At 67.8% G+C, this 21,429-nt stretch carries 19 protein-coding genes; 12 read left to right on the top strand and 7 right to left on the bottom strand.

All coding sequences use genetic code 11. The features are described 5' to 3' along the window. The 3 genes from M2428_RS08415 to M2428_RS08405 form a co-directional block, all read right to left on the bottom strand. Positions 1 to 1,530, bottom strand: a complete 1,530-nt coding sequence (locus tag M2428_RS08415; protein WP_277525502.1) for an ABC transporter substrate-binding protein — start codon at positions 1,528 to 1,530, stop codon at positions 1 to 3. 330 nt (positions 1,531 to 1,860) lie between these two features. Further along, positions 1,861 to 2,868, bottom strand: a complete 1,008-nt coding sequence (locus M2428_RS08410; RefSeq protein ID WP_277525501.1) for a Gfo/Idh/MocA family oxidoreductase — start codon at positions 2,866 to 2,868, stop codon at positions 1,861 to 1,863. Between the two features lie 51 nt (positions 2,869 to 2,919). After that, positions 2,920 to 3,774, bottom strand: coding sequence for a sugar phosphate isomerase/epimerase family protein (locus M2428_RS08405; RefSeq protein ID WP_277525538.1), 855 nt, complete (start codon positions 3,772 to 3,774; stop codon positions 2,920 to 2,922). Between the two features lie 226 nt (positions 3,775 to 4,000). Here M2428_RS08405 and M2428_RS08400 point away from each other — a divergent pair, with 226 nt between their 5' ends. After that, on the top strand, positions 4,001 to 5,026 hold the full coding sequence (locus M2428_RS08400) for a LacI family DNA-binding transcriptional regulator (RefSeq protein ID WP_277525500.1): 1,026 nt from the start codon (positions 4,001 to 4,003) through the stop codon (positions 5,024 to 5,026). 207 nt (positions 5,027 to 5,233) lie between these two features. Further along, positions 5,234 to 6,088 carry an ammonia-dependent NAD(+) synthetase gene (gene nadE / locus M2428_RS08395; protein ID WP_277525499.1) on the top strand — a complete coding sequence of 285 codons (855 nt, stop codon included), beginning with the start codon at positions 5,234 to 5,236 and terminating at the stop codon, positions 6,086 to 6,088. Positions 6,089 to 6,253: 165 nt separating this feature from the next. Here the strand turns inward: nadE and M2428_RS08390 are convergent, their stop codons facing one another. Continuing rightward, positions 6,254 to 7,024, bottom strand: a complete 771-nt coding sequence (locus M2428_RS08390) for an IclR family transcriptional regulator (protein WP_277525537.1) — start codon at positions 7,022 to 7,024, stop codon at positions 6,254 to 6,256. 234 nt (positions 7,025 to 7,258) lie between these two features. Between M2428_RS08390 and M2428_RS08385 the strand changes: the two genes are divergently transcribed. Genes M2428_RS08385 through M2428_RS08375 form a run of 3 tightly spaced genes read left to right on the top strand, consistent with a single transcriptional unit; the run spans position 7,259 to position 9,952 of the window. Next, entirely contained in the window at positions 7,259 to 8,005 is a 747-nt protein-coding gene (locus M2428_RS08385) for a CoA transferase subunit A (protein WP_277525498.1), read from the top strand. Between the two features lie 46 nt (positions 8,006 to 8,051). Beyond that, positions 8,052 to 8,759, top strand: coding sequence for a CoA transferase subunit B (locus M2428_RS08380; RefSeq protein ID WP_277525497.1), 708 nt, complete (start codon positions 8,052 to 8,054; stop codon positions 8,757 to 8,759). Continuing rightward, positions 8,756 to 9,952, top strand: coding sequence for an acetyl-CoA acetyltransferase (locus tag M2428_RS08375; RefSeq protein WP_277525496.1), 1,197 nt, complete (start codon positions 8,756 to 8,758; stop codon positions 9,950 to 9,952). The genes M2428_RS08380 and M2428_RS08375 overlap by 4 nt, the downstream gene beginning before the upstream one ends. 111 nt (positions 9,953 to 10,063) lie before the next feature. Here M2428_RS08375 and M2428_RS08370 read toward each other — a convergent pair whose 3' ends face one another. Both M2428_RS08370 and M2428_RS08365 read right to left on the bottom strand, forming a co-directional pair. Continuing rightward, positions 10,064 to 10,774: an ankyrin repeat domain-containing protein gene (locus M2428_RS08370; RefSeq protein ID WP_277525495.1), complete on the bottom strand. Its 711-nt coding sequence runs from the start codon at positions 10,772 to 10,774 to the stop codon at positions 10,064 to 10,066. A gap of 10 nt (positions 10,775 to 10,784) precedes the next feature. Beyond that, positions 10,785 to 11,381, bottom strand: a complete 597-nt coding sequence (locus M2428_RS08365; protein ID WP_277525494.1) for a heme-binding protein — start codon at positions 11,379 to 11,381, stop codon at positions 10,785 to 10,787. Between the two features lie 217 nt (positions 11,382 to 11,598). On the opposite strand from M2428_RS08365, the gene M2428_RS08360 reads away from it, so the two are divergent. The 7 genes from M2428_RS08360 (at position 11,599) to M2428_RS08330 (ending at position 19,293) form a co-directional block, all read left to right on the top strand. After that, a complete protein-coding gene (locus M2428_RS08360; RefSeq protein WP_277525493.1) occupies positions 11,599 to 12,807 on the top strand; it encodes a histidine kinase in 1,209 nt (402 codons plus the stop codon). Beyond that, positions 12,804 to 13,430: a response regulator transcription factor gene (locus tag M2428_RS08355; protein ID WP_277525492.1), complete on the top strand. Its 627-nt coding sequence runs from the start codon at positions 12,804 to 12,806 to the stop codon at positions 13,428 to 13,430. The genes M2428_RS08360 and M2428_RS08355 overlap by 4 nt, the downstream gene beginning before the upstream one ends. A gap of 105 nt (positions 13,431 to 13,535) precedes the next feature. Beyond that, positions 13,536 to 14,591: a zinc-dependent alcohol dehydrogenase family protein gene (locus M2428_RS08350; protein ID WP_277525491.1), complete on the top strand. Its 1,056-nt coding sequence runs from the start codon at positions 13,536 to 13,538 to the stop codon at positions 14,589 to 14,591. An 81-nt stretch (positions 14,592 to 14,672) separates the two neighbouring features. Then, positions 14,673 to 15,029 (top strand): hypothetical protein, encoded by a 357-nt coding sequence (locus tag M2428_RS08345; protein WP_277525490.1) that lies wholly within the window; start codon positions 14,673 to 14,675, stop codon positions 15,027 to 15,029. A gap of 128 nt (positions 15,030 to 15,157) precedes the next feature. Continuing rightward, positions 15,158 to 17,962 (top strand): PEP/pyruvate-binding domain-containing protein, encoded by a 2,805-nt coding sequence (locus M2428_RS08340; RefSeq protein WP_277525489.1) that lies wholly within the window; start codon positions 15,158 to 15,160, stop codon positions 17,960 to 17,962. Positions 17,963 to 17,988: 26 nt separating this feature from the next. Continuing rightward, positions 17,989 to 18,942 (top strand): alpha/beta hydrolase, encoded by a 954-nt coding sequence (locus M2428_RS08335; RefSeq protein WP_277525488.1) that lies wholly within the window; start codon positions 17,989 to 17,991, stop codon positions 18,940 to 18,942. 147 nt (positions 18,943 to 19,089) lie between these two features. Further along, entirely contained in the window at positions 19,090 to 19,293 is a 204-nt protein-coding gene (locus tag M2428_RS08330) for a cold-shock protein (protein WP_009357211.1), read from the top strand. Positions 19,294 to 19,396: 103 nt separating this feature from the next. Here M2428_RS08330 and M2428_RS08325 read toward each other — a convergent pair whose 3' ends face one another. Beyond that, positions 19,397 to 21,373 carry an amino acid transporter gene (locus M2428_RS08325; protein WP_277525487.1) on the bottom strand — a complete coding sequence of 659 codons (1,977 nt, stop codon included), beginning with the start codon at positions 21,371 to 21,373 and terminating at the stop codon, positions 19,397 to 19,399. Between the last annotated feature and the right edge of the window lie 56 nt (positions 21,374 to 21,429).

Raw genomic sequence — 21,429 nt, 5'->3', positions numbered from 1 at the left:
CTACTTGGCCGGTGAGTAGTTGTAGATGGAAGGAACGGCCTGCTGGATCTGCGGCGTCACGTTCACCTTGGCGTTGTGGTAATACATCTGGTTGACCCGGAACAGCGGCGCGAACCAGGCCTGCTCCACCACGTACTTGTTGACCTCCTGGGCCAGCTTGCCGGCGTCGGCGCCGCCAGCGCGCACGGCCTCAATCTTGGCGTCCAGCTCCGGCGTCGCGTTCTTGAACGGGTTGTAGAGCGCCTTGGTGGAGATGATCTGGTTGATGGCAACCGTCGGCTCACCCTGGAAGAGGGAGAAGTACATGGTGGTGTACTTCTGGGCCGCGACATCGGACGTGAAGGTGTTTGTCAGCGCGGCACCCACCTTCAGGGTGATGCCCACGTCTGCCAGCTGCTGCTGGACAACCGAAATCTGGGTTTCGAAACCGGGGACGCTCGGGATTTCCAGGGTGACGCCGCTTTCAAAGCCGGCTTCCTTGAGGAGCTGCTTGGCCTTGGCCGGATCGTAGCTGTAGTAGTTCTCCAGCCCTTCGGACCAGGCCCCGCTGGCCTTGCCGAACGGCTGCGACGTCGGGGTGCCCTGGCCCAGCATGACCTGGTCCAGGATGGTCTTGCGGTCAAAGGCGTAGTTGATCGCCTGGCGGACCTTGAGGTTTTGCAGCGCCGGGTTCTTGGCACCGTCCCGGTCCAAGAGGAGCAGCCCCTGCCAGTCGACCTCGTTGGCGGCCAGCTTCATCTTGGCGCCCTCGGCCTGCTTGCCGTTCTTGGGATCCAGGATCGTCGCATCCACCTGGCCGGAGACCAGGGCGTTGGTGCGGGCGGTGAGATCGGTCAGGATCTTGAAGGTGAGCTTGGAGTACTTCTGCAGATCCTTGTTCCAGTAATCCTTGCGGGCCGTGAATACGGTCTGGGAATCCTTGACCGACGCTGCCTTGTCCATCACGTACGGGCCGGAGCCCACCGGTTCGGTCTTGATGGCGTCGGTTCCGAGCGCCTTGGGGCTGCCCATCAGGCCGGCCGCCTGGCTGAGGAAGTATTCCAGGGCCGGGTCCGGGGCGGTGAGGTTGATGTCGATGGTGTCGGCGTCCACAACGGCCACGTCTTTGACCGCGTTGAGCTGGGCCATCTGTGGGCCGTTGGCCTTCTTGAAGTGGTCCATGTTGGCTTTGGCGGCCTCGGCGTCGAACTTGGCGCCGTCGCTGAACGTGACGTCCGTGCGCAGGTCCACCGTCAGCTTGGTGCTGGCTGCGTTGTACTTCCAGGCCGTCGCCAGCATGGGGCTGAGCTTTCCATCCGGCTCGCGCAGGATCAGGGTGTCGTAGACGGCCTGGTACGGCTGGAGGACGTGGCCCACATGGGCCTGGGCCGGATCCCAGGACCGCACGTCCTGGATGGTGCCCAGCGTCAGGGACGTGGCCGCGGTGCCTGCGGCGGCGCCGCCTGCTGTAGCGCCGCCGCCACAGGCGGTGAGCGCGAGGGACGCGCTGAGGATGAGGGCAGCAGCTGCTGCCTGGCGACCGAACTTCATTGTTGGCTCCTTTGGATCGCTTGACGGGTCCGTTGCTTCGGACCATGGCGGCGGCAATGTGGCTTGGGCCACATTGCCGCTTGTGGGTTCAGCGTACGTTGGGTTGCCATATCTGGCAACCGGTTGTCATAACCTTTTTGAATTATTGCGGCAAGGGGGCTGTGGCTGGGCGGCTGGAGGGCGCGCCGGCAGCCCGCACTCAGTGCTGCAGGGCGCCCCGGGAAGCGCCGTCGGGCAGCCATCCAGTCGGGCAGCCGTTCAACCGGGCAGTGGTGCAGTGCAACAGGAAGTCCGCACGCGGCGTTGCTCACACTGCGTAGCCGCGTCCGGTTAGGACACTTTTTCCTCAGAGCCCGGGTAGGACTGCCGGTAGAGGTCCTTCACGATCCGCAGCGACTTCGCCCCTTCGGCGGCGTCAATCCAGAACGGGCCCGGCTGCGCGAGTCCGGCATAGAAGTCTGCGATCAGCAGGGCGTGGGAAACACCCCAGTAGGAACGCCCGCCCGAGCCACTGGCGCGTTCCCGTACCACCTCGCTGCGTCCGTCCTCGTAAGTGACGGTCAGGTCCCCGCGCAGACTCAGTGTTGCCGTCTCGGTGCTGATGTCCAGGGTGACCGGTGCGTTGAGCGAGTTGGCGAGCGTGGCGTAGAAGACGCTGCGCGCGCCGTTGCTGTGGAGCGCGGCAAACTCCGCCGTGTCCTCCACCTCGATTGCCTCTGCCAGCGCATGGGTCGAGGCGCTGCCGGCGAGCTCGACGACGTCGCCTACCAACCATTGCAGCAGGTCAACGGTGTGGATGGCCTGGTTCATCATCAGGCCGCCGCCGCCCTCGCCCCAGCTTCCGCGCCAGGGCCGGCTCAGATAGTAGTCGGGCTGCCGGTGCCACATGACCGTGGCAGAGGCCCCGAGCACGCTGCCGAGTTCCCCGGAGTCCAGCAGCCGGCGCATTTCCTGCACCGGGGCGTTGTAGCGGTTTTGGAAGCACAGGCCAATTTTCGCCGGGCTGTCAGCAGCAGCGGCCAGCAGCCTTTCGCCCTCGGCCAGGGTGTGCGCCAGGGGCTTTTCCAGCACCACATGGACGCCGCGGCGCAGGCATTCGATGGCGATTGCTGCATGCTCGTGATGCGGGGTGGTGATGTGCACGACGTCCGGGGCGGCCGCCTCGAGCATGTCGCGGAAGTCCTCGAAGCCGGGGACCCCGTGAGCCTCCTGCGCCGCGGCCCTGCGCCCCGGATCCGTGTCACAGACGGCCACCAATTCGGCGTCGTCCATCCCTGCAAGTGCTTCAAAGTGAACGATCGACACGTCGCCGCAGCCGATGATTGCCGCCTTTGGCATCCGGAGCTCCCTACTTCTTAGTGGTGGTGCATTCCTGCTAAATGAGCTCAACTAGACGAGTTCGATCTGGTTCTTCGCGGCCAGCGCGGCGAAGGCGCGGGCCGCGGTGCCGAAGGCCACCGGGCCCGAGAAGCCGCCGAGTTCGTGGGCGCTGGCCAGGTGGGGTTCCAGCGAGGCGAAGCCGGCGTACCCGTCCGCCTTGAGGGCGGCGATGGTGGCGTCAAGCTCGCCATCGCCCTCGCCGGAGGGGACCACTTCCCCGCTGGTGGCGAGCGCGTCCTTGACCTGGAAGTACGCCAAGTAGGGGCGCAGCATGGCGTAGCCCTCGGTGTAGGGCTTGACGCCCACCTGGACGAAGTTGGCGTTGTCCCACGCGATGCGGAGCGCGGGCGAGTTCACGGACTCCATGATGTCCAGCACGCGCTGCGGCGTATCGCCGTAGATGCCCTTTTCATTTTCATGCAGGAGCACGACGCCGGATTCCTCGGCGAGCGCCGCAAGGGCGCCCATGCGGACCAGGACGTCCTCGCGGATGTCGCCCGCGCTGCGGCCTTCGGGCCGGTAAAAGGAGAAGATCCGGACGTACTTTGCCTCCAGCCCCTTGGCCACTGAGATGATCTGGCGGAGCCTTGCCAGTTCATGCTCCACCGGCAGGCTCACGTCCACCTTGCCGATGGGGCTGGCCACGGCCGAGACCTTGAGGCCCTTCTCATCCAGGATTTCCTTGAGCCGGGCCACCTGTTCGGGCTCCAACTCGGAGACATTGGTGCCCCAAGCGCTGCGCACCTCGATATGGCTTGCGCCCAGTGCCAGCAGCACGGCGGCCTGGACTGCCGGGTCCGGATCTATTTCGTCGCCGAAGCCTGAAAGCGACCAGACTGCTGTTGGTGTTTTGCTCACGCGGATCTCCTGGGTTACGCGGCCGCCGCGGGCAGCTTCCGGCTCCAGCGCGGTGACGCAGTTCACAATTGGTCTACGGCCCAGCTTAGCGAGTGTCGCGGCCAATGACAACCGATTGCCAAACTTTGACAATCTGTGGCATTCTTTGCTGACTGGTTCTGTGGCGGCAATCACAGGGCCGCCATCCGACCCGGCCGTCACGATCCGGCCACCACGTTCAGAGAGGAGCGCCGTGGCGACGACGCAACCAGCAGCAGTGGACCGCCCTGCCACCATCCACGACATCGCCGCGCTCTGCGGCGTGGCAGCCTCCACCGTTTCCCGGGCGCTCTCCACGCCGGACCGAGTCAACATCAGGACGCGGCAGCGGATCGAGGCGGCCGCGGTCCAGCTGCACTACACCCCCAACAGCCAGGCGAAGGCCCTGAGTTCCGGCCGCACGGGCGCCGTGGGAGTCCTGGTTCCGGATATCACCAACCCGTTCTACTTCGACCTCATCAGGGGCACCCAGCTGCAGCTCAAGGCGGCCGGGTACACCCAGCTGCTCGTGGACACGGAAGAATCCGACGAGGTGGAGGCCAGCACCGTGGAGCAGTTGCGCAAGAGCGCCGACGGCATCATCGTTGCCGCATCCCGGCTCAGCGACGAAAGCCTGCTGGACGCGGCGGCGAAGATGCCCTTGGTCACCATTAACCGTGACGTGCCAGGCGTTCCGGCGGTCCTGATCGACACACCGTCCGCCACCAGCCAGGCGCTGGACCACCTGATCTCGCTGGGACACACGCGCGTGGCCTACGTGGCCGGCCCGCCGACGTCGCAGTCCAGCGAACGGCGGTGGACTGCATTGTCCGCGGCAGCCGAGGAGCGCGGCGTGGAAGTGCGCCGGCTGGGCCCCTTCGCCCCCAAGACGCAGTCCGGCGCGGCCGCCGCGGACGCCGCCGTACATAGTGGAGTCACCGCCTGCATCGCGTTCAACGACCTTATCGCCATCGGCATGCTCCAGCGCCTTCGCGAACGCGGCATCCGCGTCCCGGACGACATGAGCATTGTGGGCTGCGACGACATCTTCGGCGCCGACTTCTGCAACCCGCCCTTGACCACGATGGCCTCCCCGATCGAACAGGCCGGCCGCGTGGCGGTCTCCATGCTGCTGGCCCAGCTGAACCCGCTCGCCGGCGGCGGCGGCCGAAGCCGGTCCGTGATGCCCACCCACCTCACGGTCCGCGGCTCCACCGGACCGGCCCGGCAGGGATCGTGATGGCGGGCGTGGTTTGCGCTGCGCAACCCGCCGAGCGCTGCGCAAAATACCTTGCGCTAGGGGTATCCGCGCAGCGCGGGGTATTTTGCGCAGCGCCAGTGGTTGTCCGCAACGCCAGTGGTAGTGCGCGGCGCCAACGGTTTTGCGCAGCGCCAAGCTGACGGACACAGTTGAGGATGGTTGACACTGCTGACTAGGCTGGATCACATGCGCGAACTCCAGGCCTCGATCATTGAAGAAATGGGCGTCCAGCCCCGGATCGACCCCGCCGGGGAGGTGCGCAAACGCGTCACGTTCCTGAAGGAATACCTCAAGGCAACGCACACCAAGGGCTTCGTCCTGGGCATCTCCGGAGGCCTTGACTCCTCCCTGGCCGGGCGGCTGGCCCAGCTTGCCGTCGAGGAGCTCACGGCCGAAGGCACGGACGCCAATTTCGTGGCGGTCCGCCTTCCCTACGGCGTGCAGCACGACGAGGACGACGCCCAGGCAGCCCTGGACTTCATCCAGGCGAAGACCGAGTGGACGTTCAACATCTCGGCGGCAGTGGACGGCTTCGAGGACGAATTCGAAAAGACCGTAGGCAACGGGATCTCCGACTTCCACAAGGGCAACACCAAGGCCCGCACGCGCATGATCGCGCAGTACGCCCTGGCCGGCGAGCACAACTACCTGGTGATCGGGACGGACCACGGCGCCGAATCAGTCACGGGCTTCTTCACCAAATACGGCGACGGCGGCGCGGACATTCTGCCGCTGTTCGGACTCAACAAGCGCCAGAACCGGGCACTGCTCGCCGAACTCGGCGCACCGGCCCGGATCTGGGAAAAAGTGCCCACAGCAGACCTCCTCGACGGCCAGCCCGGCCGCACCGACGAGGACGAACTAGGCCTGGGCTACGACGTGATCGATGACTACCTCGAGGGCCGCGACGTACCGGATGCCGCTGCCGAACGGATCGAGGCGATGTACCTGCGGACCCGCCACAAGCGCACGGTCCCGGTGACGATTTTCGATAGCTGGTGGAGGGGCCAGGGCCCCGAGGAGCCCCGGGCCGGTCTCTGAGCCGACGTGAATCACGACGTCGGGACGTACGTCGCGGGGAAGCCCGCGCCCGCCGTCGAGCTTTTCCACGTTTTCCGGGGGCTGATGCTGGCCGCTGGGCAGTGCGAGCTCATTGAGGCCCACGACACGGTGGGGCCGGGACCCCGCTGAACCCCAGCCTTAACCCTAGCCCTGCAGCAGCAGCGAGATGCGGTGGGCCTCATCCATGAGCAGCCTCCCCAGCTGCGGGCGCCGGTCTTCCCGGAAGCGTGGTTCGATGCCGGTCAGGGAAAGTGCCCAGGCGGGGCGGCCCCGCTGGTCGAAGACCGCCGCGCCCATCCCCCAGCTGCCTTCCAGGACCAGCCCCGGGTTGACCGAATAGCCGGCCTGCCGCGTCGCTTCGAGGTTCTCCCGGACACGCGCTTCTGTGTGTCCAACCGCAAAGGCGCCGGCGTGCGCTGCCCAGTTTGCGAGCATCTCCTCCTGCTCCTCTGCCGGCAGGAACGCCATGATAGCGGTGCCGGCGGAGGCCACGCCGAGCGGAAACCGCACGCCCTCATGCAGCACGAAGGAACGGACCGGGAAGCTGCCCTCCTCCCGGAGCAGGCACACCGTTTCGTTGCCGCGGCGGATGGAGAAGAACGCGCTCTCGCCAGTCTCTTCGGCGAGGCGCCGGAGGCTCGGCCTCGCGATGTCCTCCAGCGGGAAACGCGCCGAGGCCACGGACCCCAACAGCAGGATCTCCGGGCCCAGGACCCAGTTGCCGCTGCCCGGGTCCTGGTCCAGCAACCCCTCGGCCGCCAGGGAGCTGAGCAACCGGTGCACCGTGGGGCGCGTCAGGCCCGATTCGCGCACCAGCTCCACCAGCGGGGAGCCTTCCGGCTTCTGGCCCACGATCCGGAGCAGGCCCGCCACCCGGCTCACCACCTGGGCGCCCTGCACTGGGACGGAGTTCATCATTTTCCTCGCGCCTCCTCGTGTCTATCCACCATGAATATCCACATTGTGGACACTCATAACCCTACCGTCCACACTGTAAAAATGCACCAGTGTTGGTGGAAATCCGGCGTTGACAGTGCTCCACGCCACACCATAGGCTCCTTCTTCAGGTGAACAGTCCACAAAGTGGATCACAGCGGCGGGCATCGGCCCCCGGCCGCCGGTGACTCAATAGCTCAATGAGGAGATGCAATGTCAAAGGTGAAATCCGGGGCAGCGGCCGCCCTGCAGGATGTATTGCGGGACGGCATGACGCTCGCCGTCGGCGGTTTCGGCCTCAGCGGGATCCCCGCCGACCTGATCGAGGCGGTGCGGGACTCCGGGGTGAAGGACCTGACGGTGGTCTCCAACAACATGGGCGTGGACGGCAAAGGCCTCGGCATACTGATCGAAGGCGGCCAGGTCCGCAAGGTCATCGCCTCCTACGTCGGGGAAAACAAGCTCTTCGCCGAGCAGTACCTCGCCGGCCAGCTCGAGGTGGAGTTCACCCCGCAGGGCACCCTTGCCGAGCGGCTGCGCGCCGGCGGCGCCGGCATCCCGGCCTTCTACACGAAGACCGGAGTGGGCACCCTCGTCGCCGAAGGCAAGCCGCTGGCGGAGTTCGACGGCGAAACGTACGTACAGGAACGCGCCATCAAGGCCGACGTCGCACTGGTCCACGCTCACACCGCCGACACCGACGGCAATCTGATCTACCGGCACACCGCCCAGAACTTCAATCCGGTGGTGGCTACGGCTGGCGCCGTGACGGTCGCCGAAGCCGAGGTGATCGTCGAGCCGGGCCAGCTGGACCCGAACCACATCATCACCCCCGGCGTGTTCGTCCAGCGCCTGGTCCAGGCCAGCGGCCGTGTCAAGGACATCGAACAGCGCACCGTCCGCCCGCGCCCAGAAGTGGAAGCAGCAGCGGCCCACGCCGCATCCGCCGTCACTGTCTAATCCGGCCTGAGCGCCGCCCCACCCACACGTTTTCAGGAGAATCACCATGGCTTGGACCCGAGATGAAATGGCCGCAATCGCGGCCGAAGAACTGAACGACGGCGACTACGTCAACCTTGGCATCGGCATCCCCACGCTGGTGGCCAACAACCTGCGCGACGGCGTCCGCGTTGTCCTGCAAAGCGAGAACGGCCTGCTCGGCATGGGCCCGTTCCCCTACGAGGGCGAGGAAGACGCCGACCTCATCAACGCCGGCAAGCAGACCGTCACGGTCCTGCCCGGCGGCAGCATCTTCGACTCCGCGACCTCCTTCGGCATGATCCGCGGCGGCCACGTCAAGGTCGCGATCCTCGGCGCCATGCAGGTCTCCGGCGCCGGCGACCTCGCCAACTGGACCATCCCCGGCAAGATGGTCAAGGGCATGGGCGGCGCCATGGATCTCGTGGCCGGCACCCCGCGCGTCGTGGTCCTGACGGAGCACAACGCCAAGGACGGCACCGCCAAGATCGTCAAGGAATGCACGCTGCCGCTCACCGGGCTCAGCTGCGTGGACCGCATCATCAGCGACCTCGCGGTCTTCGACCTGATCAAGCATGACCACGGCGCCGGCCGGCAGCTGACGCTGACCCGTCTGGCCCCCGGTATCACCGTGGAGGAGATCCGTGAGAAGACCGAGGCAGAGTTCGACGTCGCCCTCGAACTTGCAGCAACCGAACAGATCGAAGCAACCGTCGTGGAGGTGGCGGGAGCATGAGCCTGAAGGAACAGTTCGGCAAGGACGTCCTGCTCACCGGCTGGGGCCACAGCCGCTTCGGCAAGCTGGCGGACGAGACCCTGGAATCCCTAATCGTGCAAGTCGCCACCGAGGCGATCGGTAACGCCGGGATCGAGGCCGGCCAGATCGATGAAATCTACCTCGGCCAGTTCAACTCCGGGATGATGCCGCTGGCCTTCCCGTCCTCCCTGGCGCTGCAGGTCTCGGACCAGCTGGCCAACGTGCCGTCCACCCGGGTCGAGAACGCGTGCGCCTCCGGCTCGGCCGCGTTCCAGCAGGGCACCAAATCCCTGCTGGCCGGCACCGCGAGGACCGTCCTGGTAATCGGCGCCGAGAAGATGACGCACGCCGGGGCCGACGTCGTGGGCGCGGCCCTGCTCGGCGCAGACTACGACATGGCCGGCAAGGCCTCCACCACAGGGTTCACCGGGCTCTTTGCCGAGGTCGCGAAGCACTACGGGAAGCGCTACGGGGACAGCAACGGAAAGCTCGGCGACGTCCTGGGCACCATCGCGGCGAAGAACCACCGCAACGGCGTCGACAACCCCTACGCCCAGCTCCGCAAGGACCTCGGCGAGGACTTCTGCCGCACCGTCTCGGACAAGAACCCGATGGTGGCGGATCCGCTGCGCCGCACCGACTGCTCCCCCGTGTCCGACGGCGCCGCCGCCGTCGTCCTCAGCGTTGCGCCCACCGGGGGTGCCACAGCCCCGGTACGGCTCGCCGGATTCGGCCAGGCGAATGACTTCTTCCCGGCCGAGCGCCGGGACCCGACCGAATTCGCCGCCACGCGGGCTTCCTGGCACCGCGCCCTGGCGATGGCCGGCGTCGGGCTGGAGGACCTCGATTTCGCCGAAGTCCACGACTGCTTCACCATCGCCGAACTGCTGATGTACGAGGCCATGGGACTGACCGAACGCGGCCAGGGTGCCCGGGCGCTGGAGGAAGGCTGGGTCTTCAAGGACGGCAAGCTGCCGGTCAACGTCTCCGGCGGTCTCAAGGCCAAGGGCCACCCCGTGGGCGCCACCGGCGTGTCCCAGCACGTCATCGCCGCCATGCAGCTCACCGGCACCGCCGGAGCCATGCAGCTGGCCAACCCGCGCCGGGCCGCGGTGCAGAACATGGGCGGTGTGGGCATCGCGAACTACGTCAGCGTGCTCGAAGCCGTCTAGCCGCGGCGGACACCAAGGGCCGCCGAACCTCCCCACCTTTGACCGCCTTGACCGGCGTGTTCCAGGCCACCGCCCGGCCACCGGCGGCATAGGTGGGGAATTTCCGCACCGTCACCGCGGCTGGTCCCGCTCCCGGATCAGCTTCGCGATGGCGCCGAAGCCCAGCCGTTCCGCGTTCTCCAAGGCTGCGCGTCCCCGGGGGTCGCGGATGCTGGGGTCCGCGCCGGCATCGAGGAGCTGGCGCACCACCTCCTGCTGCCCGGGACCCCCGTTGTTGAGCAGGATGGCCTCCTGCAGCGCGGTCCAGCCGAGCTTGTTGACGTGGTTCACAGGCACGCCCGCAGCGATCAGGATCTTCACGGTATCCACGTGCCCGTGTTCGCTGGCGGGAATCAGCGCCGTTCCGCCGAAGCGGTTGGTGCTCCGCACGTCCGCACCGGCGGCCAAGGTCAGCTGGAGCACCTCGTTGAACCCCTCTGCCCCTGCATAGAGGAACGCCGAGTCCTGGAGGGCGTCCTTCGCGTTGATGCTGCCCCCGGCCCGGATGAGCTCCGCCACAGCGCCGGCATTGTTGGCTTTCGCGGCCCGGATCAGTCTCTGGTCCAGGTCCAACTGCTCCTCAGGGGACAAGGCGGGACGGGTACTGGCAGCCTGCGTTGCCGCCGCCGTTGGCGGACCGGACGACGGCGGTGTCTCCAGCGGGCCGGGATCCCCGGCCGGCTGGCAGACAGCCAGGCAGGCGGCCAAGCAGGCAGCCAGGAATGCTGTGGCGAGGAATGCCATGGATCCCTGCCGACCGCCGCCATGGTTGCGCCACTTCATGGACCAGAGCCTACTTCGAGGTCCCGGCACCGATGGCCCCGGCGCCGGCACTTGCGCACGCTTCGTCCAGCATGCCGTCCGGGGCGCCGCCCACGCCGATCCCGGCCACGGAGACCCCGTTGACCTTGAGCGGGACTCCGCCGGCCAGGAACAGCGTGCCGGGGAGGTCAGCGATGCTGGGTCCGTTGCCGTTGATGCGCTTGGCAAGTTCGCTGGTGGGCGTGCCGAAGGCGGCAGCCGTATAGGCCTTCTGCCGCGCCGCTTCAATCGTGTGCTCTGCAGCATTGTCGCCGCGGAGCAAGGCCTGCACGGTCCCGAACCTGTCCACCAAGGCCACCGTGACGAACGGCAGCTTATCCGCCTGGCACTTGGCTAGGGCGGCCTTGACCGCGTCCGCGGAAGCGCCGGCGCTGATCCAGTTCTGGGCAACCACGGTTTCGGGCACCGGCTGGACGTCCACAACGGGAACAGCGACGGCGGGAACGTCCGCCGCCGCTGGAGAAACCGCTGACGTGCCGGCCGACGTGCCGGCATTCGCCGCAGCCGTCAGCCCGCCCGTCAGGAGCAGCGCTCCACCGAAAGCGGAAGCGGCGATTTTCTTGGACATGTTCACGAGTACTCCTTGGAATCAGGTTCTGGGACCGCCCGGCTAGTGCCCCCGGGCCTTGACTCCATGCTTCCGCTCAGGACCTGGCAGGGCATCGGGCGTTAGTCTGCCGAAGCCTCCCCCATCGGGCTGGGCGTATCAGCCAAATGGCTGAGAGACCAGTAACGGCGCGGGTCATAGCATGGTGGGTAGCACTCCTCCAGCGGAACCGGACCCCATGCCCTCCTCTCCACCAGCCCTTCCCACGCCGCCAGTCCCCGCGCCTGTCCCGCACAACGCCGCTGCCGGAAGCGGCACCCTTGGCCGGATCGACGCCGTCGTCCATCTTGGTTTTGCCGTCCTGCTGGTGGCGTCGGCAGTCCGCTACGTGATGCGGCACAGCCCCGCGGACAACCTGTGGGTGCTGGCCCTGGCCGCGGGGGTGTGTTCGCTGTATGCCGTGATCGCCGTGCTCTCGCAGCGGCGCCGGCCGTGGGCGGTGTGGATGTTTGCCCTGGTGGCGCTTTGGGCGGTGCTGGTGATCGCTGCGCCAAGCTTCGCGTGGTGCTCGTTCGCGCTGTTTTTCCTGTGCCGGACCGCCTTCAGCGGCCGCGTGGCGTACCTGGCGGGTGGCGCGACGGCAGCGGCCACCGCCGTCGGGCTGTTCCGGCTCAGCGGCGGCAGCGATATTGCCATGCTCCTGGGGCCACTGGCCGTCGGCGTCATGCTGACGCTGATCTACGACCGCATCGAGCAGGACGCCGCCGAGCAGCGCCGGCTGCATGCCGAGGTGTCGCTGGCCCAGGGCCGGCTGGCGGCCAGCGAGCGCAGGGCAGGCACGGTCGAGGAGCGCGAGCGGGTGTCGCGAGAAATCCACGACACCGTGACGCAGGGCCTGGCAAGCAGCCTCCTCCTGTTGGAAGCCGCGAACAGGTCATGGCCCAGCCCGGCAGCGCGCGAGGACGTCCTGAACGCCAGCGGAATGCTGCGCCGGAACCTGGCGGACACCCACAGCCTGGTCCACGAGCTCGCCTCCCCCGGACTGGACACGGCACCGCTGCCGGATGCCCTGCTTCAGGCGGCGTCCCAGTATGTCCCGGGCGTGCGCCTGCTGGTCACGGGCGAGCCGCGCTCTGTCCCCGCGGATGTCCGGCACGCACTGCTCCGCGTGGTCCAGAGCGCTGCGGCCAACACCAAGCTCCACGCAGCGGCCGCCAGCGCCACGGTGACGCTGGGCTTCCTGCCCGGCGCCGTCACCCTGGATGTGTACGACGACGGCGCCGGCTTCGACCCGCAGTCGCTGGCGCCGCCGTCGGACGCCGGAGGCTACGGGCTCCGGGCCATGCGCCAGCGGGTGGAACGGCTGGGCGGCGTATTCTCGGTGGAAAGCACCCCCGGCGAAGGAACCATCGTGGCCGCCCAAGTGCCAACTGCGGAGGAACAGTGAATCCGATTACTGTGCTGCTGGTGGATGACCATCTGGTGGTCCGCAGCGGACTCAGGGCGCTGCTGGGAACGCAGCCCGATATCCAGGTCGTGGCCGAGGCGGCCTCCGGCGAGGAGGCGCTGGTCCAGACGGAGCAGCTTGGTCCGGCCGTGGTGGTGATGGACCTCGCCATGGGGCCGGGCATGGACGGCATTGAGGCCATCAAACAGTTGCGCCGCCGCAACAGCCGGCAGGCGGTGCTGGTGTTCACCACCTACGATTCGGACGCTGACATTGTCCGCGCCGTTGACGCCGGCGCCATGGGCTACCTGCTCAAGGATGCCGCGCCGGAGGAGATCTTCGCCGCGATCCGAGGGGCGGTCCAAGGCAAGAGCGTGATGAGCGCTCCGGTGGCGTCGCGGCTCTTCCAGCAGCTCCGGGCCCCGGATGAGACCCTGACGCCGCGCGAAGCGGAGCTTCTGAGCCTGCTGATCGAAGGCCTCAGCAACCGTGAGCTCGGCCAACGGCTGTTCATCTCCGAGGCCACCGTGAAGACTCACCTGGCGCACATCTACGCCAAGCTGGGCGTGGAAACCCGGGCCGCTGCGATCGCCACCGCGATCCGCCGCGAGGGCATGCGCTGACCGCTGCCCTCCGCCCGGGACGCTGGTCTTGGCTCGAAACGGCCAACCGCGCAGGGGAGACTAAACTCGGTCCAAGCCCACCCACCACCATGCGAGGAGCCCCCCATGCGCGCCACCATCATCCACGGTCCCGGCGACATCCGAGTCGAAGACCGCGACTACCCCACCCTCCAGCTGCCCACCGACGTCATCGTGAAGGTCACCGCCTCCTGCGTCTGCGGCTCGGATCTGTGGCCCTACCGCGGGGTCAAGCCCACCCACAAGCCGTCCGCGATCGGCCACGAGTTCATCGGAACGGTGGAAAGCATCGGCGGGGACATCAAGGACCTGGCCGTGGGCGACCTCGTGATCGCGCCTTTCGTGGTCAGCTGCGGCAAGTGCCCCCAGTGCCTCAACGGCGTCACAGTCGCGTGCGACCACCTCGCCGGCTGGGGTGGCAAGGATGACACCGGTCACGGGATCGACGGCGGCCAGGGCCAGGCTGTCCGAGTGCCGCTCGCCGAGTCCACGCTGGTCAAGGTTCCGGGCGTTACCGATCCCGACGACGCGCTGCGCGCCAGCCTGCTCACGCTCTCCGACGTCATGGCCACCGGCCACCACGCGGCCCTCGCCGCCAAGGCCGGCCCCGGCCGGACGGTGGTCGTGGTCGGCGACGGCGCCGTCGGCCTCTGCGGCGTGCTGGCCGCCAAGCGCCTCGGCGCGGAGCGGATCATCGCCATGTCACGGCACGCCGACCGGCAGGCGATCGCCCGCGAATTCGGGGCCACGGACATCGTCGCCGAACGCGGGGACGACGGCGTCGCCAAGGTCCGCGAACTGCTCGGCGGCGTTCTGGCCGACTCTGTGCTGGAGTGCGTGGGGACCAAGGAATCCATGGAGCAGGCGCTGCACAGCGTCCGCCCGGGCGGCGCCCTCGGCTTTGTGGGCGTCCCCACCGGCGGGGCCGAAGCCCCGCTGCGTTTCCTGTTCGACACCAACATCTCGATCGGCGGCGGCATGGCCCCGGCCCGGACGTACATCCCGGAGCTACTGGCCGACGTGCTGGACGGCACCATCAATCCGGGCCGGGTATTCGACTCGGTCATGCCCCTTGAGGAGGCGCCCGAGGCCTACCGTGCCATGGACGAAAGGCGCGCCATCAAGGTCCTGCTGACCCCGTAGCCGAACTCCCGACGGCGGCGGCGCCGGATGCCGCGGAACTGCTTGCCGCCGCCCTTGCACGGGCAGGGGCGAGGGTCTAGCGTGAAGCGCATCAGCATCCGCCGCCGTCGAGGAGCCGTCATGGCCAGGTTTGTGCAGATCATCGAATTCCAGACGTCCCGCATCGAGGAGATCGAACAACTCGGCCGCCCGTCAAGGACCGAGGGGTCCACGGCCCCGACCTTCCGCCGCATCATGGCCACCGCAGACCGCGACCGCCCTGGCACCTACTTCACGATCGTTGAATTCGACTCCTACGAGTCTGCCATGGAGAACTCCAACCGGCCCGAGACCTCCGAGTTCGCCGCGAAGATGGCCGCCCTCTGCGACGGTCCGCCGGTCTTCCGCAACCTGGATCTCATGTGGGAGGACACCGGAGAGGCCGACGCCGGCCAGTAGGCCGGCAGCCGCATCAGGGAGATCGCCGTAGGGATCGCACCGGGCGCAGGACCGGCAACCGGCCATGGCTTCAAGCCATGGCCTGAATACGCGACTTGGATACGCGGACAGGACGTGGGAGCAGGGAAATGGGTTCTGCAGAGGGCAGGGCGCCGGAAAGCTTCGTCGTGGGACTCAGTGCACTGGGCTCCGCTCCCCTGCAACTCGTTGGCGGCAAGACCGTGAACCTCGGCAAGCTCACCGCGGCCGGGTTCCCGGTGCCGCGCGGCTTCTGCCTCACCACGGCCGCCTACTGGAAGGCCGCCCCGGCCGAACTGGACGCACTGGCGGCCCGCCTGGACGCCGCGCAGCCCGCATCCCCTGACGGCGGCGAACCAGACGACGGCGAACCAGGCCACCCCGAGTTGGACCACCCAGAACCTGACCTGCGCGAACTGGCGAGGCAGGCGCGGGAAATGATCGTGACCGCGCCGATTCCCGCCGACGTCGATGCCGCCGTCCGCACCGCGTATGCGTCGCTAGGCCGTGGGGCCGTGGTGGCCGTCCGGTCCTCCGCCACCGCCGAGGACCTGCCGTTCGCGAGCTTCGCCGGGCAGCAGGATTCTTTCCTCAACATCTCCGGAGCCGATGCCGTGGTCGAGTCGGTCCGGCGCTGCTGGGCCTCACTATGGACCGAACGGGCCGTGGCCTACCGCGCCGCCAACGGGATCAACCACCGCGAGGCGGGGCTCGCCGTCGTCGTCCAGGACGTCATCACCGCCACCAGCGCCGGCGTGCTGTTCACCGCTAACCCCGTGACTGGCACCCGCACTGAAACGGTCATCAATGCGAGCGCCGGTCCGGGCCACTTGGTGGTCTCCGGCAGTGTAAACCCGGACCATTTCGTCGTGGATACGGCCACCGGACGCATCCTGATGCGCTCTCCGGGGGCGACCACAGCAGGGCGGAACCGGAGCCTGACGGACGCCCGGATCCGCGAACTCACGGCGCTGGGCGATACGGTCCAGCGGCTGTTCGGTGCACCCCAGGATGTGGAATGGGTGATCGATGCCGGGGGCAAGATCTGGGTGACCCAGTCACGGCCCATCACCACGCTGTACCCGCTGCCGGACCCGGCCGCCGCCGAACCCCTGGGCGCAGAGTCGGGGGCCACCACCGACCCCCGCGTGTACCTGTGCGGCACCTTGCTCCAGGGCCTGACCAGGCCGCTGACCCCCATGGGGCTCTCCGTGCTGGGCTCAATGCGCAACCGCAACGGGCCTTGGGCGTACGTCAACCCGGGGCTGCGCATGTACGTGGATGTGACGGCCATGGTGCGCAACAGGTACGGCCGCCGCTACTTGCTGCGGATGCTCCCGCTGGCGGACGGGAGGTCCGGCGCGGTTTTCCCGGCGCTACTGGCTGATCCGCGGTTCGGCGTGCGCCAGCGGCCGCCCCGGCGGACACGTCCCGGCGCAGCCATCCGCCGGGTCCGGCGGAAACCGGGGCCCGGCAGCCCCTCAGCAGACGACCCCGCAGCGCGCAGTCCCAACACTCTGGCCGGCCTCGGCCTGACGCTCCGGCTGGTTCCGTCCCTGTTGCGGGCCGCGGTGCGGCCGACCGCCGAACTGCGCCGCGCCTTCGATTACGGAAGGCGCCTCGAAGCCGAGCTTGTCCTGTCCGAGCCGGCCACCGTCTTCGGCCGGCTCGATCACGCCCAGCGCATCCTGGACCGCACCGTGGACGGGCTCATCCTGGCGACGCTGCCCGGACCGTCCGTTGGTTACCTCATGCTGGCTTGGGCCCGCAGGCTGTTGCGCGGCATCGCGGAACCGAGGGAACTCGAGGCAGTGTTGCGGGGGCTGCCCAACAACGTCACCACCGAAATGGACCTTGAGCTCTGGCATCTCGCCGTCACGATTCGCGCGAACGCCGCCTCCCGTGAAGTGTTCCTGGCCCACGGCCCGAAGGAACTGGCCGCCCTGTATGCGGCCGGATCGCTGCCCACTGTGGCGCAGACCGGCCTGCGCGTGTTCCTGGACCGCTACGGCCACCGCGCCGTGGCAGAGATAGACCTTGGCATGCCGCGGTGGTCGGAGAAGCCGGCCCATATCCTTGGCATGATCTCGAACTACCTTCACGTGGAGGACCCCGAGCAGGCCCCCGACCGGCAGTTCGCCCGCGCCGAGGAACACGCCGAGGCCAGGATCCGCAGCCTGGTGGAACGGACCAGGGTCCGGAGCCGGCTCCGCGCCCGGCTGGTCGAGTTCTGCCTGCGCCGGACCCGCCAGTTGTCGGGACTGCGCGAACTGCCCAAGTTTTACATCGTCCTCGCGCTCGCAGAGATGCACCGGCAGTTGAACGCGATCAGCACCGAACTGGTCCGGGCCGGCGCGATCGCCGCGGCGGCCGATGTCTATTTCTTGGAGTTCGATGAGGTCCGCGTGGGTTTGCGCGGTGCCGACCTCAAGGGCATCGTCGCGGGCCGCCGCCGGCTCTACGACGTTGAACTACGCCGACGCCGGATTCCCCGGCTGCTGCTCTCCGACGGCACGGACGTGGAGGCCGCCGTGATGGCCAAGTCCCCCGCGTCCGGCGGCCTCGCCGGAACACCGGCGTCGGCCGGGACCGCCACCGGAAAGGTTCGGGTCATCCTGGATCCGGTCGGCGCCCACCTTGAGCCCGGGGAAATCCTCGTGGCACCTTCCACCGACCCCGGCTGGACACCCCTGTTCATGACCGCCGGTGCCCTGGTGATGGAGATGGGCGGGGTGATCTCGCACGGTGCAGTAGTGGCCCGCGAATACGGCATCCCGGCCGTGGTGGGCGTGCCGGACGCGACCACCCGCCTGCGGACCGGCCAGAGGGTGACCGTGGACGGATCCGCCGGAACAGTGCGGCAGGTGGATGCCCCGTTCTCCCCCGCGAAGGCCGCCGGCAGCCTGGCCGGCTGAGCAGATGAAGGGGCAATGTTAGGTCTATGGTGTCTGTCGGCCGCAACACACAAGGCACGCCGTTTCCCGAGCCCGAGGGCTTCGGTTCGGGGCTGGTGGACGATGCCGCCCGCCGGGACGCCGCGTTGCCCGACTTCGACTGGGCCGTCCTTCCCGAAGGCGTGGTGCGCGGGGAGTTCGCGGCGCCCAGCGGCACCCTGGCGACCATCTCCACCGGAGATCCCGGGAAGCCGCGCGTCGTGCTCATCCCGGGCGCAACCGGCTCCAAGGAAGACTTCGTCCTCATGCTGCCCGAGCTCGCCGCGGCCGGCTATTTTGTCCTCAGCTGCGACATCGCCGGGCAGTATGAATCCGCCCAGGCCGGGCCTGAAAACCTCGTTCCGCCCCGGTGCCGCTACGACTACGAGCTCTTCCGCGACGACCTCCTCGCCATGCTGAACGCCGAAGAAGGCGCCGTGCACGTCGTGGGATACTCCTTCGCGGCGATTGTCGCCCAACTGGCCTTTGCCCAACGGCCAGAGAAGTTCCGTAGCTTGACCTTGATCAGTTGCCCGCCCGAGCCGGGGCAGAGTTTCCGCGACCTGCGCCTGGCCGGCTGGTTCAGTCGCTGGGTCAACAACAGGGTGGGCACCGCATTGATGATTTGGGGTATCCGCAGGAATGTTGCCCATGTGGCGCCCAAACGGTTGCGGTTCGTGAGGAGCCGGTTCGCGTTCACGCGCCGCGCCTCGGTCATTGACATCATCGGCCTCATGAAGCACACACCAGATCTGCGGCGGGTCCTGGCCGCCGCAGAACTGCCGAAGCTTGTCGCCGTCGGCGAACACGACCTCTGGCCGCTGGCGCTGCACCGCCACTTCGCGCAGTCGATCGGGGCACGGATTGCGGTCTACCGCGGCGGCCACAGCCCGTCCGAGACCTCGCCGTACCAGATAAGCCGGGACCTGATTGAGCTCTTCGACGCCTCCGTCTCGGCATGACTGAGGCAAAGGTCCGGGACGAAGATCCCCTATAGACCCTTGCACCGCGGCCCGTCGCACCGTACGTTGGGGACAGCGGACGAATGTCTCCGCAGCCGTTGGCCTTATGGCCGCCGGAGATCAGCAGCATTTCAGAAGGATAAAGGCATGGCTACAGGCACAGTTAAATGGTTCAACGCCGAAAAGGGTTTTGGCTTCATTGCCCCGGATGACGGGTCGGCCGACGTTTTCGCCCACTACTCGGCAATCGCCACCAGCGGCTACCGCTCGCTGGACGAGAACCAGAAGGTTGAATTCGACGTCACGCAGGGCCCGAAGGGCCCGCAGGCTGAGAACATCCGCCCGCTCTAAGTACTCAGGAAAAGTCCCGGCCGCCCGGCCGGGACACCTTCCCCGAAGACCACAACGCCCCTCCGGAGGATTCCTCCGGAGGGGCGTTTGTGTTCGCCGGCCGTCAGCCGACGTGGACCCACGGGCGCCGCGTGACATCCGGTTCGGCCTCGCGCAGCACTTCACGCGTCACCGGGGCGATCTCGCCTTCGCCGAAGGCCAGGAACCGCAGGAGGTTGGTGAACGGGTTTCCCTCCGTCCAGCGGAAGTAGATGTGCGGCATCAGCCCGGTGACGTCGCGGATGTGCAGCAGCACGGAGGCGATCGTGTTCGGCACAACAGGCCCGTGGACCTCCAGGATCTGGTACCCGTGCCGGATGACCCCGCGGACCTCAAGCGCGGTCTCGAAGTCCGACGAGTCGTCCACCACGACTTCGAGGAACAGCGCCTGGTAGTCCACCGGGAGGTGGCTGACCTCGATGGCGGACGTGAGCTTGTCCTGGTACGCCTCGGCGCTCAGCCGCAGCGGCTCGTGGGCAATGATCGCGATGGGGCCGGTTTCGTTGGCGGCGAGGAATTCCAGGGCCGGGGTGTCCATCCGCACGTGGGTGGCGTGGAGCTCGAAGGAGCGCCGGAGGCGCGAGAGCAGCGAGATCACGATGATCCCGAGGATGAAGAGCGCCGCGATCCGGATGCCCTCGGGCCGCTCGAAGATGTTGGCCACCGTGGTGTAGATGAACACGACGGCGATGACGCCGAAACCGACGGTGCGCTTGCGTTGCCGCCGTCTGCGCGCGGAGAAGGTCACGGCGACGGCCGCCGACGTCATCAGGACCAGGACGCCGGTGGCGTAGGCGCCGCCCTGGGCGTCGACGTCGGCGTCGAAGAGCCAGGTGATCAGGAACCCGACAAGTGTGAACACCAGGACCAGCGGCCGCACGGCGCGGGCCCACGACGGGGCCATGCCGTACCGGGGAAGATAGCGCGGTACGAGGTTCAGCAGCCCGGCCATGGCGGAGGCGCCGGCAAACCACAGGATAGCAATGGTGCTCAGGTCGTAGACGGTGCCGAATCCGTCTCCCAGGTATTGGTGCGCGAGGTACGCCAGGGCACGCCCGTTCGCCTGCCCGCCCGGCTGGAACTCCTGCGCCGGGATCAGAACCACGGTGGTGAAGCTGGTCGTGATGAGGAAGGCGCTCATGATGACGGCGGCCGTGGTCAGCAGGCGGCGTGCGCCCTTTATCCGGCCCTCGGGGTTATCCTCGGTGTCTGTGGCGTGGCCGCGGATCTGCGGCATGACGGCGACGCCGGTCTCGAAGCCCGAGAGGCCCAGGGCCAGCTTCGGGAAGACGAGCAGTGCGATTCCCACCACCATCAGCGGGCTCCCGTGCTGGGTGGTCAGGGCCAGCCACCAGTTGTCCACTGCCACGGGGTGGGCAAAGACCTCGACGATCGTTGTGACGACGACGATGACGTTCAGCCCAAGGTAGAGCCCCACGAGGACGACGGCGACGCCGATCGCCTCCTTGAAGCCGCGCAGGAAGACCGCGGCGAGCAGGGCCAGCAGGAACAGGGTGACCGCGACGTTCTGGCCCTGCATCCAGGCGGGGGCGAAGGGGTTCTCGATCGCGTGCGCCGTTGCGTCGGCAGCGGAGAGCGTCATGGTGATCATGAAGTCGGTGGCGGCGAAGCCGAGCAGCACCAGAACGAGCAGTTTCCCGCCCCAGCGCGGCAACAGCCGCTCCAGCATGGCGATGGACCCTTCACCGCGCGGGCTTTCGCCGGCCACCCGGCGGTACACCGGCAGCGCGCCCAACAGGGTCACGGCGACCAGGACCAGGGTAGCCAGCGGAGAAATCACGCCTGCCGCGAGCGCGGCGATGGCGGGCTGGTAGCCCAGCGTGGAGAAGTAGTCCACGCCGGTCAGGCACATGACCTGCCACCACGTGTGTTTTTTCAGGTGGCTGTCGCTCACGGCCCCGGGCCCCTGATGGATTCCCTTGGCATCTTGGAGGCCGAACAGCAGCCAGTTCCTGAAGTGCTCCCCTGCGCCGGGCCGGGGCGCCGAAGGGTCTGCCGGAGGCCGGCTGAGGGTGGTCATGATGTCCTTTCCACGCGGCGCACCGCACCGCTTCCATCCGGGACAGTACCAGCGCC

Source organism: Arthrobacter sp. ES3-54, from assembly GCF_029504395.1.
Classification (GTDB): Bacteria; Actinomycetota; Actinomycetes; order Actinomycetales; family Micrococcaceae; genus Arthrobacter.
This window is presented reverse-complemented; position numbering and strand designations above follow the sequence as displayed.

Bases quoted from the DNA above. Each gene is read 5' to 3' on its own strand.
- M2428_RS08415 (WP_277525502.1), bottom strand. From the start codon at position 1,530: ATGAAGTTCGGTCGCCAGGCAGCAGCTGCTGCCCTCATCCTCAGCGCG.
- M2428_RS08410 (WP_277525501.1), bottom strand. From the start codon at position 2,868: ATGCCAAAGGCGGCAATCATCGGCTGCGGCGACGTGTCGATCGTTCAC.
- nadE (WP_277525499.1), top strand. From the start codon at position 5,234: ATGCGCGAACTCCAGGCCTCGATCATTGAAGAAATGGGCGTCCAGCCC.
- M2428_RS08390 (WP_277525537.1), bottom strand. From the start codon at position 7,024: ATGAACTCCGTCCCAGTGCAGGGCGCCCAGGTGGTGAGCCGGGTGGCG.
- M2428_RS08385 (WP_277525498.1), top strand. From the start codon at position 7,259: ATGTCAAAGGTGAAATCCGGGGCAGCGGCCGCCCTGCAGGATGTATTG.
- M2428_RS08380 (WP_277525497.1), top strand. From the start codon at position 8,052: ATGGCTTGGACCCGAGATGAAATGGCCGCAATCGCGGCCGAAGAACTG.
- M2428_RS08375 (WP_277525496.1), top strand. From the start codon at position 8,756: ATGAGCCTGAAGGAACAGTTCGGCAAGGACGTCCTGCTCACCGGCTGG.
- M2428_RS08370 (WP_277525495.1), bottom strand. From the start codon at position 10,774: ATGAAGTGGCGCAACCATGGCGGCGGTCGGCAGGGATCCATGGCATTC.
- M2428_RS08365 (WP_277525494.1), bottom strand. From the start codon at position 11,381: ATGTCCAAGAAAATCGCCGCTTCCGCTTTCGGTGGAGCGCTGCTCCTG.
- M2428_RS08360 (WP_277525493.1), top strand. From the start codon at position 11,599: ATGCCCTCCTCTCCACCAGCCCTTCCCACGCCGCCAGTCCCCGCGCCT.
- M2428_RS08350 (WP_277525491.1), top strand. From the start codon at position 13,536: ATGCGCGCCACCATCATCCACGGTCCCGGCGACATCCGAGTCGAAGAC.
- M2428_RS08340 (WP_277525489.1), top strand. From the start codon at position 15,158: ATGGGTTCTGCAGAGGGCAGGGCGCCGGAAAGCTTCGTCGTGGGACTC.
- M2428_RS08335 (WP_277525488.1), top strand. From the start codon at position 17,989: ATGGTGTCTGTCGGCCGCAACACACAAGGCACGCCGTTTCCCGAGCCC.
- M2428_RS08330 (WP_009357211.1), top strand. From the start codon at position 19,090: ATGGCTACAGGCACAGTTAAATGGTTCAACGCCGAAAAGGGTTTTGGC.
- M2428_RS08325 (WP_277525487.1), bottom strand. From the start codon at position 21,373: ATGACCACCCTCAGCCGGCCTCCGGCAGACCCTTCGGCGCCCCGGCCC.